Annotated in this window: 10 protein-coding genes; 5 read left to right on the plus strand and 5 right to left on the minus strand. The window is 64.0% G+C overall.

Annotated elements, in window-relative coordinates:
- Positions 1-14: 14 nt before the first annotated feature.
- Together B9Y82_RS12690 and rimO are read right to left on the minus strand one after the other, a co-directional pair.
- Entirely contained in the window at positions 15-848 is an 834-nt protein-coding gene (locus B9Y82_RS12690; RefSeq protein WP_100473494.1) for a DUF3025 domain-containing protein, read from the minus strand.
- Positions 845-2,206 (minus strand): 30S ribosomal protein S12 methylthiotransferase RimO, encoded by a 1,362-nt coding sequence (gene rimO, locus B9Y82_RS12695; protein WP_100473495.1) that lies wholly within the window; start codon positions 2,204-2,206, stop codon positions 845-847. The genes B9Y82_RS12690 and rimO overlap by 4 nt, the downstream gene beginning before the upstream one ends.
- Positions 2,207-2,410: 204 nt before the next feature.
- Between rimO and B9Y82_RS12700 the strand changes: the two genes are divergently transcribed.
- From B9Y82_RS12700 to B9Y82_RS20765, 3 genes are read left to right on the plus strand one after another with little or no spacing between them, the layout of a single operon-like run.
- Positions 2,411-3,082 (plus strand): dienelactone hydrolase family protein, encoded by a 672-nt coding sequence (locus B9Y82_RS12700; RefSeq protein WP_100473496.1) that lies wholly within the window; start codon positions 2,411-2,413, stop codon positions 3,080-3,082.
- Positions 3,079-3,501, plus strand: a complete 423-nt coding sequence (locus B9Y82_RS12705) for an HIT domain-containing protein (RefSeq protein ID WP_014647910.1) — start codon at positions 3,079-3,081, stop codon at positions 3,499-3,501. Before B9Y82_RS12700 ends, B9Y82_RS12705 begins: the two co-directional genes overlap by 4 nt.
- Positions 3,502-3,516: 15 nt before the next feature.
- A complete protein-coding gene (locus tag B9Y82_RS20765) occupies positions 3,517-3,684 on the plus strand; it encodes a LiaI-LiaF-like domain-containing protein (RefSeq protein ID WP_005418011.1) in 168 nt (55 codons plus the stop codon).
- 87 nt (positions 3,685-3,771) lie between these two features.
- Here B9Y82_RS20765 and dcd read toward each other — a convergent pair whose 3' ends face one another.
- Entirely contained in the window at positions 3,772-4,344 is a 573-nt protein-coding gene (gene dcd, locus B9Y82_RS12710; protein ID WP_014037995.1) for a dCTP deaminase, read from the minus strand.
- Between the two features lie 77 nt (positions 4,345-4,421).
- Entirely contained in the window at positions 4,422-5,276 is an 855-nt protein-coding gene (gene apbC, locus B9Y82_RS12715; RefSeq protein ID WP_005418013.1) for an iron-sulfur cluster carrier protein ApbC, read from the minus strand.
- 215 nt (positions 5,277-5,491) lie between these two features.
- Here apbC and B9Y82_RS12720 point away from each other — a divergent pair, with 215 nt between their 5' ends.
- On the plus strand, positions 5,492-8,281 hold the full coding sequence (locus B9Y82_RS12720; protein ID WP_100473497.1) for a TonB-dependent receptor plug domain-containing protein: 2,790 nt from the start codon (positions 5,492-5,494) through the stop codon (positions 8,279-8,281).
- A 407-nt stretch (positions 8,282-8,688) separates the two neighbouring features.
- Positions 8,689-11,496, plus strand: coding sequence for a TonB-dependent receptor domain-containing protein (locus B9Y82_RS12725; protein ID WP_100473498.1), 2,808 nt, complete (start codon positions 8,689-8,691; stop codon positions 11,494-11,496).
- Positions 11,497-11,617: 121 nt separating this feature from the next.
- Here B9Y82_RS12725 and B9Y82_RS12730 read toward each other — a convergent pair whose 3' ends face one another.
- Entirely contained in the window at positions 11,618-14,734 is a 3,117-nt protein-coding gene (locus tag B9Y82_RS12730; RefSeq protein ID WP_100473499.1) for a TonB-dependent receptor domain-containing protein, read from the minus strand.
- Positions 14,735-14,929 lie beyond the last annotated feature (195 nt).

A 14,929-nucleotide genomic window follows, 5' to 3' on the forward strand; every position in this document is an offset into this window, starting at 1 on the left:
AGGGTGGCTCGACGCTACAGAAGCAACAACGGCGGCGGGTACGCGCGTCCTGCACGCGGCGGGCGGAAATAACCGGTATTGCGATAGAAGGCGGCATCCTGCACGTCGTGCCAGCCGGGAATGCCGGCCAATGGCAAGGGCCGCAGCTGCAGCGGATCGGTCACTACCCTGCCCTCGGCGATGGCCGCGGTCACTGCTTCAACACAGTCAGCATCGGCATCACCCCGCACCACCACGCACTTGCCCACCAGCAATCGCCCGGGCAGCAGCGCCTGTTCCATCAGCGCATGCCCGAATACCGCGGCAATGGCGATGTCACCGCCCTGCCAGCGCGACGGCTCGAACAATGCAGGCCAGTCATGCCCGTCCCACGCGCGCAGCAACGTGCCATCGCGCACACGCACGATCACGCCGTTTTCGTCGAACTGGGTCAGCGCCGCCTGTGCACGGTTGCGCTGGCCGGGTGGCATGGACGCGATGTGCCTGCACTGCTGCGCATTGAGCACCTGCTTGAGCTGCGGGTAACGGGCCCACACCAGCGCGTTGAACAGGTCATGCCAGTTGTCGGCGCGGGTGGCGATGCGGCCCTGCGCGATGCGGGCTTCGTAGTGCAGACCGTCGGCCAGCAGCGTGGCATCCTGCTCGACCAGCTGCTTGCCGGGCAGCACGAGGCGTGCCTCGAGCGCTGCAACGGACGGCCACCCCGGGCCTTCCAACAGATCACGAACGTCGCGCAATCCGGCAAACAGCGGGTGCCCGAACACCTGCGGATCGACCGCCGCACGTGGCGGCGGCACGAAGCGGCGGACGCCGCCTCCGTCACCGGCGGCGGCCGTCGCTGCGGTCACAGCATCCTGAGGTCGAATGCCGGGCGGGTAGCGGCGGGCAGCGCGTCACCGTACAGGTCGTGCTCGTCGCTCTCGGTGATTTCGACGTCGATGAACTCGCCCACGCGCAGCGGCACCTGGTCGGCATTCTGGATATGCACCAGGCCATCGATCTCCGGCGCATCGGCCTTGGAGCGGGCCACGGCGATATCGCCTTCGATGGCATCGACCAGGCACTGCTGCACGGTACCGATCTTGGCTTCCAGGCGCGCGGCGGAAATCTGCGCCTGCTTCTCCATGAAGCGGGCCAGGCGTTCCTGCTTCACTTCCTCCGGCACAGCATCGGGCAGATCGTTGGCGGTGGCACCCTCGACCGGCGAGTAGGCGAACGCACCCACGCGATCCAGCTGCGCTTCGTCGAGGAACGACAGCAGTTCCTCGAACTCGGCCTCGGTCTCGCCCGGGAAGCCGACGATGAAGGTCGAACGCACGGTGATGTCCGGCGCGATGCGGCGCCAGTTCTGCACGCGCTCCAGGGTCTTCTCGACCGCCCCGGGGCGCTTCATCAAGCGCAGGATGCGCGGGCTCGCATGCTGGAACGGGATGTCCAGGTACGGCAGGATCCGGTTCTCGGCCATCAGCGGCACCACCTCGTCCACGTGCGGATACGGATAGACGTAGTGCATGCGCACCCACGCATCCAGCTCGGACAGGCCTTCGCACAGGGCCTTCAAGCGGGTCTGGTAGGCCTTGTCGCGCCACATCTTCTCGGCGTACTTCACGTCCACGCCATAGGCCGAGGTGTCCTGCGAGACCACCAGCAGCTCACGCACGCCCCCACGCACCAGGCGCTCGGCTTCACGCAGCACCTCGTCGACCGGGCGCGAGACCAGCTTGCCGCGCATCGACGGAATGATGCAGAAGCTGCATTTGTGGTTGCAGCCTTCGGAAATCTTCAGATAAGCGTAGTGGCGTGGCGTCAGCTTGATGCCGTAGTCGGGCACCAGGTCCACGAACGGATCGTGCCTGGGCGGCAGAGCTTCATGCACCGCTTCCATCACGCTCTGGTAATCCTGCGGGCCGGACACCGCCAGCACATTGGGGTACGCCTCGCGGATCTGTTCCGGGCGCTTGCCCAGGCAGCCAGTGACGATGACCTTGCCGTTCTGGTTCATCGCCTCGCCAATGGCATCCAGCGACTCGGTCACCGCCGAATCGATGAAGCCACAGGTGTTGACCACCACCACGTCGGCCGAATCGTAGGACGGGACGATGTCGTATCCCTCGGACCGCAGCTGGGTGAGGATGCGCTCGGAATCGACGAGGGCCTTCGGGCAGCCAAGGCTGACGAAGCCGACTTTGGGGTTCAGCTGGGACATGGAATCGCGGGACTCTGGGGGCCTGGGCCCCTGCCGGCATGGCAGGGGGTCCTGGGGGCCGGGGCCTGAAAGGGCGCCAGTATACCGGGGTTGGCGGCCAGGCTCTGAACGGCCAATTGCCCGATCACGCACAGCTGCTGACACCGCGCTAACCGGCGCAGCACCGACAATGCAGCTCTGTTCCCAGCAACGAGGAAGATGACGATGGCCGAGTGGATCACCCTGGATACGCATCATGGCCCGGTGCGGGCCTGGCAGGCCCTGCCGGAAGGCACCGCGCGCGGTGGCCTGGTGGTGGTGCAGGAAATCTTCGGCGCCAATCCGCACATCCGCGGCGTGGCAGAGCGTTTCGCGGCCGAAGGCTATGCGGTGCTGGCGCCATCCTTCTTCGACCTGCTTGACGGCACCGACGCCGATCCGGACGCCCTGCCCTACGACGCCGAGGGCGTGAAGCAGGGCCTGGAACGGGTCGGTGCGCTGGGCATGGAGAAGGCGCTGGAAGTGGTCCGCGCGGCGGCGACCCGGCTGGCCCGCTACGGCAAGGTCGGCACGGTCGGCTACTGCTGGGGCGGCACGGTGGCGATGCTGTCGGCCCTGCGCCTGGGCCTGCCCTCGGTCAGCTACTACGGTGCGCGCAACGTGCAGTTCCTTGACGAGGCGCCCAAGGCCCCGGTGATCTTCCACTTCGGCGCCCAGGACAGGAGCATCCCGCCGGAAGCCATCCAGGCCCATCGCGAGAAACTGCCGCAGATGGCCACCTACGTCTATCCGGCTGATCACGCCTTCAACCGGGAGGTCGGACATGCGTATGATCCAGACAGCGCCGCCCTGGCGCTGCAACGCACCCTGGACTTCTTCTCGGAGCATCTTGGATGAGCGAATTCGAACTCGATTCACGCCTGGCCACCGATAGCGTGCTGGTGGCGGAAGGACCGTTGTCGCAAGTGCGGCTGATGAACGACGAACGATTCCCCTGGCTGGTGCTGGTACCGCGCCTGGCCGGGGTGACCGAGTGGATCGAGCTGGACGGCGAGCAGCAGGACAAGCTGCGCACCGAGCTCAACCGCGCCTGCAAGGCCCTGAAGGGCGCCGACGGGGTGGAAAAGATCAACATCGGGGCGCTGGGCAACATCGTGCGCCAGCTGCACTTCCATGTCATCGGCCGCCATGACGGTGATCCGGCCTGGCCGGGCCCGGTCTGGGGCAGCGGCCCGGCGCACCGTTACGAGCCGGCGGCGCTGGACCAGCATGTCGCCTACTGGAAGGAACGGCTAGGATATCCGGCCCAGTCCTGAGCCTTCGCCGACCCGATGCGATTCAACCTCGTTGCCGCCGTCCTGCTGATCCTGATCGGCCTGTTCATGCTCGCCAGCAATCTCGGCTGGACGCATCTGAACCTGTCCAAGCTGCTGTTGACCTGGTGGCCGGTGGCCCTGGTGGGCGTCGGCATCGCGATGCTGTTCGGTCGCGGCAAATAAGGCAGTGCCCGGCCATGCCCGGGCACGCACCAGAAACGGAAACGCCGGGCATCGCCCGGCGTTCTCGATGGGTGATGACGCGAGCGATCAGGTCCGCGGCAGGGTCACGCCGGTCTGGCCCTGGTACTTGCCGCCACGATCGCGGTACGACGTCTCGCACACGTCATCGGCGGCCGCCTGGAAGAACAGCATCTGCGCCACGCCTTCGTTGGCGTAGATGCGCGCCGGCAGCGGCGTGGTGTTGCTGAATTCCAGGGTGACGTGGCCTTCCCATTCCGGCTCCAGCGGCGTCACGTTGACGATGATGCCGCAGCGCGCGTAGGTGCTCTTGCCCAGGCACACCACCAGGGTATCGCGCGGGATGCGGAAGTACTCTACGGTACGCGCCAGCGCGAAGCTGTTCGGCGGGATGATGCATTCGTCGGCGGTGATGTCGACGAAGCTGCCCGAGTCGAAGTGCTTGGGATCGACAATCGTCGAGTTGATGTTGGTGAATACCTTGAACTCGCGCGAGCAGCGCACGTCGTAGCCATAGCTGGACGTGCCATAGCTGACGATGCGCTGGCCGTTGGCCTGCTTGACCTGCCCCGCCTCGAACGGCTCGATCATGCCGTGCTGCTCGGACATGCGGCGGATCCAACGGTCACTCTTGATGCTCATGCTTTGTCCTGGGGGTACGAGGGGCGCGAGGATTCTAGCAGGGGCCCGGCCTCGGCCGGCGGCCCCTGCCCCGGCACTCACAGCAGCGACGACAGGATCGGGATCGAGGCGCGCGGGCGCTTGCCCACTTCCTCGATCAGGCGCTGTGCGGCATGGCGATAGGCCTGGGCCGGCGCCGAATCCGGCTGGGCCACGGTGATCGGGGTGCCTGCATCGCCCTGTTCGCGGATGCCGATCTGCAGCGGCAGCGAACCCAGCAGCGGCACGCCGTACTGCGCGGCCATGCGCTCGCCGCCGCCCTCGCCGAACAGGTGCTCGATGTGCCCGCAGCTGCTGCAGGTATGCACCGCCATGTTCTCGACAATGCCCAGCACCGGCACCTCGACTTTCTCGAACATCTTCAGCGCTTTCTTCGCATCCAGCGTGGCGATGTCCTGCGGCGTGGTGACGATCACCGCACCGGCCAGCGGAATCTTCTGGGTCAGGGTCAGCTGGATGTCACCGGTGCCCGGCGGCAGGTCGATCAGCAGGAAATCCAGGTCGTCCCACAGGGTGTCGTTGAACAGCTGGGTCATCGCCGAGGTGGCCATCGGGCCGCGCCAGATCATCGGCGTGTCCTCTTCGATCAGGTAGCCGATCGACATGGTGTCCACGCCAAAGGCACGCAACGGCTCGATGCTCTTGTTGTCCGGGCTTTCCGGGCGGCCGGACAGGCCCAGCATGGCTGGCACGCTGGGGCCATAGATATCGGCGTCGAGCACGCCCACGCGGGCGCCGAGCTGCTGCAGCGCCACGGCCAGGTTCACCGAGGTGGTGGACTTGCCGACGCCGCCCTTGCCCGAACCGACCGCGATCACGTTGCGGATGCGGGCATGCGGCGTCAGTCCCTTCTGGACCTGGCTGGCATGGGGGCGGCGGGGAGAACTGTTCACAACGAGCACCGGCGGGGTCAGGGGGGATAACCCAACATCATACAAGCTGGACGTAACCTGACTGAAATTCAGGATTGCGACAGATTCGTGCACAGATTGTTAAGTTCATGTTACGTTCGATAAGCACTGTTTTGAGCTGTGGAGCCGGTTATTCCGGCCCGCGCGATGGCGCATGCGCAGTGCCGTTTTTGTTTTTTGCTCTCCAATGGAACTACATGAAACACGTCAGCAATACCGCACGTCGCAACACGCTCGCCGTCGCCCTGATTTCCGCCCTGATGGCCGCCGCCCCGGCAATGGCCCAGGACAAGGCGACCAACCTGGACAAGATCACCGTCACCGGTTCGCTGATCCCGCAGACCCAGGTCGAAACCCAGACCCCGGTGATGTCCATCACCGCCGAAGACATCCAGACCCGCGGTTTCAGCAGTGTTGCTGAAGTGCTGCAGCAGTCGTCGCTGACCACCGGCGGCCTGCAGGGTGGCCAGACCTCGGGTGCGTTCACCCAGGGCGCCGAAGCGGCCGGCATGTTCGGCCTGAACCCCGGCTACACCAAGTACCTGATCAACGGCCGCCCGATGCTCTCGTATCCGGCGCTGTACAACGGCAGCGAGTCGTTCAACAACATCAGCGGCATTCCGATCGACATCGTCGAGCGCATCGAAGTCCTGCCGGGCGGCCAGTCGTCGCTGTACGGCTCGGACGCGATCGCCGGTGTGGTCAACATCATCCTGAAGGAACGCATGGACGGCGGCACGATGTCGATCCGTGGCGGCACCTACACCGAAGGCGGTGGCAGCAACATCCGCTTCAGCGCCGCCAAGGGCTTCAACGCGTTCGACGACCGCTTCCATGCGCTGGTCAATGTGCAGATCGAAAACGGCAGCCCGATCTGGGGCTACCAGCGTGACATCACCAAGCAGAACAACCCGGTCGGTTACACCGCGCAGCTGCCGTCGAACGACTTTGCCGTCATCGGCAACGCCGACAACAAGCTGTACATGATGGACCCGACCCGCTGCGCCAACGTGGCAGGCCTGTACGACGGCACCACCACCGTCGGCAAGCGTGCATCGGGCGAATCGTGCGGCTCGGTGTACAGCGCCGGCTACAAGACCCTGAAGAACGGCAAGAACAGCGGCCAGTTCTACTCGTCGATGACCTTCGACGTGAACGACAACTTCCAGCTGTTCGCCGACGTGCTGTACAGCAAGGAAAAGACCGAGTTCACCTCCGGCTCCAGCGCGCTGTGGTGGGGCACCAAGTCGGTGATGGGCGGCTTCTACGACCAGGGCCTGGGCAAGGTCGTGAACCTGCAGCGCGCCTTCGCGCCGGAGGAAATCGGCCCGGGCCACTACAACAACATCCTGAACTCCGATGAGAGCCGTTCCTACCAGGTCACCCTGGGCGGCAAGGGCATGGTCGGCGACTGGGACTACAGCGCCAGCTTCACCCGCGGCGAATACCGCCTGGACCAGAACCGCTTCGCGCGCTGGAAGGACAAGATCGAAGGCTTCTTCGGCGAGACCGTGCTGGGCCCGCGCCTGGGCACCACCGCTGATGGCTTCGGCATCTACAACCCGGACTACACTGCTTTCTACTCGCCGATCACTCCGGACCAGTTCGCCAGCTTCACCGGCTATGGCACCCACCGCAGCAAGACCTGGCAGAACCTGGGTCGCGTGCAGGTGACCAACGGTTCGCTGTTCTCCCTGCCCGGCGGCGACGCCGGCCTGGCCGTCGTGCTGGAAGGCGGCAGCGAAGGTTGGGACTACTCGCCCGACCAGGCCTTCGTCGATGGCAACGCCTGGGGCGCCAGCGCCGTGGCCGGTGCGGGCCACCGCAGCAACTACGCGGTGACCAGCGAACTGCGCATGCCGGTGTTCGAATCGCTGACCATCAGCGCCTCGGGCCGCTATGACGCCTTCAAGATCGCCGACAAGACCGTCGACAAGGCCACCTACAGCCTCGGCCTGGAATACCGCCCGGTTGAAAGCCTGCTGCTGCGCGGCAAGTACGGCACCGCGTTCCGCGCGCCGACCCTGTCCGATGCCTTCCAGGGCATGAGCGGCTCGTTCGCCTCCGGCCAGAACGATTACTACCGCTGCAGCCAGATGGGTTACGCACTGCGTGACGAAGCCTGCTCGTTCTACAAGACCACCTCGGTGTACAGCGAAAAGTCCGGCAACCCGGACCTGAAGCCGATCACCGCCGACGTGTGGAGCGCAGGCGTGGTGTGGGCCCCGGTGAGCAACTTCTCGCTGTCGGTCGACTACTACAACTGGAAGATCAAGAACGAGGTCAAGACGCTGAGCACCGACCAGCTGCTGCTGGCCGAGTACCAGTGCCACAACGGCCTGCCGAACAACACCTCGGCCAGCTGCCAGAACGTGACCGACTGGGTGACCCGCGACGCCGGTGGCAACCTGACCCGCGTGTACACCCCGAAGCTCAACGTGGCCAGCCAGAACCTGGAAGCGGTGACCGTCGGTGCCAAGTACCAGCAGGACCTGGGGCGCTTCGGTTCGCTGATGTTCTCCGGCAACTACACCAACATGCTGAAGCGTGAAGTGGTGGCCCTGCCGGGTGCACAGAAGCTGGACCTGCTGAGCGATCCGTACAACATGTGGTACTACGACAACTTCGCCAAGGTCCGTGGCGACGTGTCGGTGGGCTGGGCCATCTCCAAGTTCACCACCACCGTGTACGCCAACTACGTCGGCAGCACCCCGAACTACCTGGCCTACACCGGCCGCAGCTATGACTACGTCCACTCCTCCGGCGCCAAGGCCGGCAAGTGGGGCTCGTACACCACGTACAACATGAGCCTGAACTACCAGGCGCAGGACAATCTGACCCTGTCGCTGATGGTCAACAACGTGTTCAACAAGCTGCCGGAAGGCCAGCGCTATAACTACCCGGGCAACGAATCGACCCCGTTCAACGACGGCTTCTACAGCGTCTATGGCCGCCAGATCTCGGCCCAGGTCAAGTACGACTTCTGATCCCGTCGTATTCCGGACTCCGTGTCTGGACCAGGCCCCGCTTCGGCGGGGCCTTTTTTTTTGGGGCTGAACCCTCTCCTGCCTGACCACGGAAATGTGAACCGCAACACACAAACAGCGACGTTCAGGGGAGTACTCACGCATCGCAATGCGTTGATTCCAAACACAAAATTTCAGAGCGGACACGCTGCCTTGCATGTCGCCACCTTTTGAAACATACCAAAACAAATGGCCTTATCCATTGATTCAAAAGCGTTTTCTTGTCTTCCAGGAGCATCGTGATGTGACAGCCCTGTGTTGACGACGTTAACAACGTGTTACGGTCGACCTGAACGGAATCACACTGAACGAATTGTTAATGCGCAAGGACTGCGCCGCCAAGACATTGCTCACTACGGGGATCCACCATGTCTCGCCAACGTTCCACGCTCTCGCGCCACCCTCTGACCCTCGCCCTGATGGGCACCCTGCTGGCCTCCGGAACCGCCCTGGCCCAGGACGGCAACGCGCCGACCCAGCTTGACCGTGTGACCGTCACCGGATCGCTGATCCCGCAGACCGAGATCGAGAACCACACGCCCGTCCTGACTGTCACCGCCGAGGATATCCAGACCCGCGGTTTCACCAGCGTCGCCGATGTCCTGCAGCAGTCCTCGCTGTCCACCGGCGGCCTGCAGGGCGGCCAGACCTCCGCATCCTTCACCCAGGGCGCCGAAGCGGCCGGCATGTTCGGCCTCAGCCCGGGCTACACCAAGTACCTGATCAACGGCCGGCCGATGCTCTCGTATCCGGCGCTGTACAACGGCGGCGATACCTTCAACAACATCAGCGGCATTCCGATCGACATCGTCGAACGCATCGAGATCCTGCCGGGCGGCCAGTCCTCGCTGTACGGCTCGGACGCGATCGCCGGCGTGGTCAACATCATCCTCAAGGAGCGCATGGATGGTGGCGTGCTCAATGTGCGTGGCGGCGCCTACAGCGAAGGGGGCGGCAACAGCTTCCGCCTCAGCGGTGCACGCGGCTTCAACTCCAAGGATGACCGCTTCCATGCACTGGTCAACGTGCAGTATGAAAAGACCAGCCCGATCTGGGGTTACCAGCGTGACCTGACCAAGGTCAACAACCCGGACGGCTACAGCCCGCAGTATGTCTCCAATGATTTCCTGGTGCTGCTGCCGGCCGCCAACAACCGCTACGCGATGATGGACCCGAACCTCTGCGCCAACGTGGCCGGCCAGTTCGACGGCACCACCGTGCTCGGCACCCGGCCGACCGGCCAGGCCTGCGGTTCGGTCTATGGCACCGGCTACAAGACCATCAAGAACGGCAAGGAAAGCGGGCAGATCTACAGCTCGGCCACGTTCGACGTGAACGACAACTTCCAGCTGTTCGGCGATGCGCTGTACAGCCTGGAAGAGGTCAAGTACGCAACCGGTTCCGGCTACACCTGGTGGGGCACCTCCTCCGGATGGGGCCGCTTCTATGACCAGACCAGCGGCCAGTACATGAACCTGCAGCGCGTGTTCGCGCCGGAGGACATCGGTGGCGGTGGTTACCGCGACATCATGAACACCGACCGCAACAAGGCCTACCAGGTCACCCTGGGCGGCCGCGGCACCGCCGGCAACTGGGACTACAGCCTCAGCTTCACCCGCGGCGAGTACAAGCTGACCGAACGCAACTTCGTACGCTGGAACGACCCGATCAACGATTACTTCGAGCAGCGCGTGCTGGGCCCGGTGCTGGGCACCACCAGCACCGGCTACGACATCTACAGCCCGAACTGGGAAGCGTTCTACGCGCCGCTGCCCGCCGGTGACTTCCAGAGCTTCACCGGCTACAGCTACAGCGAAAGCCGCACCTGGCAGAACCTGGCCCGCGCCCAGGTCACCAATGGCTCGCTGTTCAAGCTGCCCGGTGGCGATGCTGGCTTCGCCGTGGTTGTCGAAGGTGGCAGCGAAGGCTGGGATTACACGCCCGACCCGGGCCTGATGGACGGCAGCGTGTGGGGCACCACCGCCGTATCCGGTGCCGGCCATCGCAGCAACTACGCGGTGACCACCGAGCTGCGCATGCCGCTGCTGGAGACGCTGACCGTCACCGGCTCCGGCCGCTATGACGCCTTCAAGATCGGCAGCAACACCGTAGACAAGGCCACCTACAGCGTCGGCATCGAGTTCCGTCCGATCGACAGCCTGCTGTTCCGCGGCAAGTACGGCACCGCCTTCCGCGCGCCGACCTTGTCCGACGCCTTCCAGGGCCGCAGCGGTTACTACGCCAACGGCTCCACCGACTACTACCGTTGCGGCCAGCTGGGCTACGACCCGGCCAACACCACCGGCTGCCCATACGACAGCGTCTCGGTGTTCGGCACCCGCTCGGGCAACCCGGACCTGGAGCCGATCACCGCCGACGTCTGGAATGCGGGCGTCGTCTGGGCACCGATCAACAACCTGTCGCTGTCGGTCGACTACTACAACTGGAAGATCAAGAACGAGGTCGATACGCTCAGCTCCGACCAGCTGCTGCTGGCCGAGTACTACTGCCGCAACGGCCAGTCCAACAACACCTCGGCCAGCTGCCAGAACGTCAATGACTGGATCACCCGTGATGGATCGGGCGTGCTCGACGAGATCTACACGCCGAAGATGAACGTCGCCCGCCAGAACCTGGAAGCGCTGACCGCCAGCTTCAAGTACGTGCAGGACATCGGCCGCTTCGGCTCGCTGCAGTTCTCGGCCAACTACACCGACATGCTCAAGCGCAAGCTGCAGCCGCAGCCGGGCGACGAGTACCTGGACCTGCTGCGCGACCCGTATGCGATGTGGGTGTACGACTCGTACGCCAAGGTGCGCGCGGACGGTTCGATCGGCTGGGCCAAGGACAACTGGACCACCACCCTGTATGCCAACTACATCGGCAAGACGCCGAATTACATGGCTTACGTGGGCAACGGCTATGACTACGTCCACAGCTCCGGCTACAAGGCTGGCAAGTGGGGTTCCTATACCACTTACAACCTGAGCGTGAACTACCGCGCGATGGAAAACCTGACCCTGTCGCTGATGGTCAACAATGTGTTCAACAAGATGCCGGACAACCAGCGCTACAGCTTCGCCGGCACCAGCGGCCAGCCGTACAACAACTACCTGTACAACGCCTACGGGCGCGCGATCTACGTGCAGGCCAAGTACGCGTTCGGCGTGAAGTAATCCCGCAACAGCAGCAACGGAAAAGCCCCGCCATGGCGGGGCTTTTTCGTGTCCGGCATGACCTTTCGGAAAAACAGGCCCGGGCAAAGCCGGGCCTGCCTTCTTCCTCCGGCCCTTCCGCTCAGCGGAAGCTGTAGCGCAGGCTGGCCATGTAGCGACGGCCCAGCGCGTCCAGCACGTACGGGAACGGCCCGATGTCGTCGGACAGGTTCAGCACCGACAGGTTCACCCGTGCATTGTCGGTCAAGCGGTAGCTGACATTGGCATCCCAGGTCGTCCAGCTGTCACGCTTGAAGTACTGCCGGCTTTCCGGGGTTGCGGTCAGGCTGAACTGCGAGCCGCTGGTGTAGTTGGACGTCACGCCATAGCTCCACTTGCCGATGGCATGCTGCGCCGTCCAGCGGAACTGGCGCTTGGGCTCGTCGAACGTTCCCACGCGCTCCACGAACGGCACATCCGTGTTCGCGGCCTGGCCACGATTCTTCGGCATGTAGCCGTAGAAGCCCAGTGCGACCTGGCCGAATCGGCCCATATCCCAGTTGTAATCCACCTCGGCCGTCCAGCCGCGGAACATCAGCACCGGGCCATTGCCGTACTCGGTGCGGATGTCGGTAGCTGCACCACTCAGCGGATTGCGCGTCACCAGGCTGCAGAAGCGGTTGGCATTGGGCACGTTGGACGCATTGAAGTCCGGGTTGTCGAAGCAGCCCGTGATGATGTCGGTCGGGCTGAGGCTGGTGATCACATCGGTGATCTTGATGTCATACCAGTCGGCGGCAACCCGCAGCCCCTTCGCCCAGTCCGGTGCGAACACGATGCCCGCCGTCCAGGACTTGGCCTTCTCGTTCTTCAGCCCGGTATAGCCGTTGACCGAGCCGAGGGTGTTGGTCGGCGATGCCTGGAACGTTGCCGGATCCGCACCCGGGTAAGCCTGGAAGAAGGCCTCGCAGTTGCGGCGGCGGATCGCCGGATTGGTGCCGCCGTTGATGGCCGACACGGAGCAGACTTCCGGGATGTTGTAGTACGCCGGCTGCAGCGAGGTATAGAGCTCGGCAATCGACGGGGCACGCAGCGACTGGGTCTTGCTGCCGCGCAGCTGGATTCCCGCGAACGGCTCGTACTGGATGCCGTAGGTGTACGCGTTGAAGCCACCGGCTACCGAGTTGACCACCCGGCGCCCCTTCAGGGTCACGTCCAGGCGATGCAGGCCCGGCAGATCCCAGTCAGGGTTGAACAGCGGCGCCAGGAACTCGGCAAAGATTTCATTGGTGTGATAGTCGCCCTTGGCGCCCTGGATCGGCACCGAACGGCCCTGCCCCAGCCGCTGGTATTCGCTCGGGGTGAACGAACCTTCTTCGCGCCGATGCTCCACGCCTGCGGCGAAGGAGAACTCGCCGCCCGGCAGGTCGAACAGTCCGCCGGTCACCGATGCGTTGAACACGGTCTGGCGCGTCCGCGCCTTGGCCAGGGTCGGCGTCGACACATAGGCCAGTGCTTCCGGCGATGCCTGGTTCTCACCGAACAGGTTGAGCGGGCGGCAGTTCGGATCTGCGGTCGTGCCGGGGGCGGACGCATCACAGACGATGTTGCCGCTGGCATCGCGCTTCACGTTGAGCGCATTGATGAAGTTCTGCTGGATCAGGCCGGTCCCCTTGTAGTCGAAGTCGCCCCGACCGTGGGTCACACTGGTTTCCCAGTTGAAACGGCGCTCGCCGATATCGAAGAAGCCGTCCAGGCCGAGCACGATGCGGCTCAAACGCGTATCGGTGCTGGCGTTGTTCATGCTCAGGTCGCGCGAGGAGCGCGACAGGCGGAACGAGGTGATGCCGTTCTCGGCCAGGATACGGCGCGACTCGGCACTGAGGAACGGATTGTTCGCGCTGAACAGCATCGCACCACTCTGGTCACCACTGCCATCGGGGTTGGCAGCACCAAAGCCGGCGGCGTTGTAGACGTTCTGGTCCAACGTCTCGCGTGCGGTGGCGCTGTAGTGCGACAGTTCGAAGAAGCCACGCACGTTGTCGTTGAAGTCGAAGCTGCCGGTCGAATAGACCGTACGGCGCTCGAGGTCGGCGATCAGCGGCAGGGTTTCGTTGAGGTTGAGGCCATCGCCACCGGACGCATTGCCGCTGGGATAGGAAATGCCTGGATCGTAGGCAACCAGATCGCCCTTGTTGTTGAAGTGCCAGAGCTTGTTGTTCGGACCGAAGCCGTTCAATTCACCCGTGGCATTGCGCTGGTAGCTGCGCCGTACCTGGATGTCCGACGGCATGATCAGGCCACCGAAGGTCATGCTGGAAATGCGCCGGTTGCGGATCCAGACCTGGTCGGCGATGCCGTCAGCCGGCCCGGTGTTGAACGGGATGCTCGGATCGGTGCGGCCGTCATTGCCCGGGGTACGCCACGACTGGAAGCGCGCCACGTTTGCGGCGGTCGGATTGGTCTGCAGGCTGTAGCCGTTGCGGTAGAAATCGCGCTGGAGCGCGTTCACGCCATCACTGTTGTCCAGTTCGGCAGCAATGGTGAAATGGCCGCGGCCATCGGCGAAACCGCTGCCGAAGATGGCAGACCATGAGTAACGGTCATTGTCGTTCTTGGTGGTCCTGCCAAAGCCGATCTCAACCTCGGCACCTTCAAACTTGTCGCGCAGGATGATGTTGTTCACGCCGGAAATGGCGTCCGAACCATAGGTGGGTGCGCCACCGATGCTCAGGCTTTCCACGCGCTCGACCATCACGGTCGGAATCGCGTTCATGTCGACCTGGATGCCCGAGCCGCCGCCTGCACCGAACACGGTTGGCGGTGCGGAGGTCACGAAGCGACGGCCGTTGACCAGGGTCAGCAGGCGGTTGCTGCCCAGGCCGAAACGGCTGGCGAAGTTCACGCCCGCGCCGAAGCCAGCCTGGTCACCACGCGAGGAGACACCGGCCGAAACGCCGGGGATCTTGGTCAACGCATCGATCAGGTTGGTATGCCCGTACGCCTCGATGTCCTGGCGGGACACCACGGCGGCAGGTTCCAGCGTGTCATAGCCAGCACGGTAGATGTGCGAGCCCGTCACCGTGATGCGGTCCAGCTGGGTGGCCGTGGCTTCATTGGAAGCCTTCTTCGCGCTCTCGGCAGTCTCCTTTGCAACGTCCCCCTCCTGCGCGAAGGCAGGCAGGGCGACGGCAAGCAGGAGGGCCGAACTGAGCGCGAGGCTCAACGGATTGCGGGGTAGTGGGCGAGTCTTCTCCATGTCTCTCTCTCTGAAAAGTGAAGGCATAAAAAGCTCTGCATCGGCAAGGCAGAGGCAAAGATGGCCAGCAACCGTTCACGTGCCGATAACGGAATTCATACACATAACGACACAAAACAGCAACATTCAGCAAAAGTTCAATGTGACATGACACTTCACGAAACAGAGCATATGGAGGGGAATCCCGTACCGGCA

The organism is Stenotrophomonas maltophilia, from assembly GCF_002799155.1.
GTDB lineage: Bacteria > Pseudomonadota > Gammaproteobacteria > Xanthomonadales > Xanthomonadaceae > Stenotrophomonas > Stenotrophomonas maltophilia_R.

What these genes read in the sequence shown, in the direction of transcription:
- dcd (WP_014037995.1), bottom strand. Translation starts at nt 4,344, where the DNA reads ATGAGCATCAAGAGTGACCGTTGGATCCGCCGCATGTCCGAGCAGCAC.
- rimO (WP_100473495.1), bottom strand. Translation starts at nt 2,206, where the DNA reads ATGTCCCAGCTGAACCCCAAAGTCGGCTTCGTCAGCCTTGGCTGCCCG.
- B9Y82_RS12700 (WP_100473496.1), top strand. Translation starts at nt 2,411, where the DNA reads ATGGCCGAGTGGATCACCCTGGATACGCATCATGGCCCGGTGCGGGCC.
- B9Y82_RS20765 (WP_005418011.1), top strand. Translation starts at nt 3,517, where the DNA reads ATGCGATTCAACCTCGTTGCCGCCGTCCTGCTGATCCTGATCGGCCTG.
- B9Y82_RS12725 (WP_100473498.1), top strand. Translation starts at nt 8,689, where the DNA reads ATGTCTCGCCAACGTTCCACGCTCTCGCGCCACCCTCTGACCCTCGCC.
- B9Y82_RS12730 (WP_100473499.1), bottom strand. Translation starts at nt 14,734, where the DNA reads ATGGAGAAGACTCGCCCACTACCCCGCAATCCGTTGAGCCTCGCGCTC.
- B9Y82_RS12705 (WP_014647910.1), top strand. Translation starts at nt 3,079, where the DNA reads ATGAGCGAATTCGAACTCGATTCACGCCTGGCCACCGATAGCGTGCTG.
- B9Y82_RS12720 (WP_100473497.1), top strand. Translation starts at nt 5,492, where the DNA reads ATGAAACACGTCAGCAATACCGCACGTCGCAACACGCTCGCCGTCGCC.